The sequence below is a fragment of the Rheinheimera sediminis genome (genome assembly GCF_004005375.1).
In the GTDB taxonomy this organism is placed as follows: Bacteria; Pseudomonadota; Gammaproteobacteria; order Enterobacterales; family Alteromonadaceae; genus Pararheinheimera.
This window is the reverse complement of the sequence record NZ_RZUF01000081.1, coordinates 1-623: the sequence shown is the minus strand read 5'-3', so window position 1 is coordinate 623 and position 623 is coordinate 1. Positions and strand designations below refer to the sequence as shown.

The following is a 623-nucleotide window of genomic DNA, read 5'->3' as shown; positions in this document are numbered from 1 at the left end:
GGAGTGGATCAGTTTTGCATTGTTGGTAACATTATTCGTAAAGAGAAAATATCCAAACGCTTATGCAAGGTTTATCGAGCCAAAGAGAACTGCGCAACAGATTGACGTTGTGAATCTGGAAAGGTCATGACCGATATCCAAATAAATCCCTGTAATAAATACAATAATGTTGCCAGCAAAGGGAATTTAATTTAGCTTACAGACAACAAGATGAAACAAAGTAAGCCTTACAGGGCAAAGCACCGCGTTAGTATGCTGTTAGCATCGTCAGTTGTTAGGATGAATTAAATCAGTAGAGAGTAGTATTTTGTTGAAGGAATAACACTTTGAAAATTGCATTTATCGACATTCAAAATTTCAGAAAATTAAAATCTTGCCATTTAGCGCTAAGTGAAGAAGAGACAATCTTTGTCGGCGCGAATAACAGTGCAAAAACATCAGCGATGGATGCACTAATAAAATTTTTAGATAACAAACGTATATCAATAAGTACGGAGGGAGTGCAGAGAGTATCAAGCCGGAGTTTCCATACTCAGGATTTTACTTTATCAAATTGGCGTGGATTGAACTCTATTGGTGCCGCTTGGTTGACAACTGCGTATTCTGATTTATCTGAACACCTA

1 protein-coding gene is annotated in these 623 nt (G+C 37.2%); it reads left to right on the top strand.

All coding sequences use genetic code 11. The features are described from left to right. Window positions 1-326: 326 nt before the first annotated feature. Window positions 327-623 (top strand): AAA family ATPase (locus tag EMM73_RS19835; RefSeq protein ID WP_145987581.1); only part of this gene is annotated, 297 nt, incomplete at its 3' end.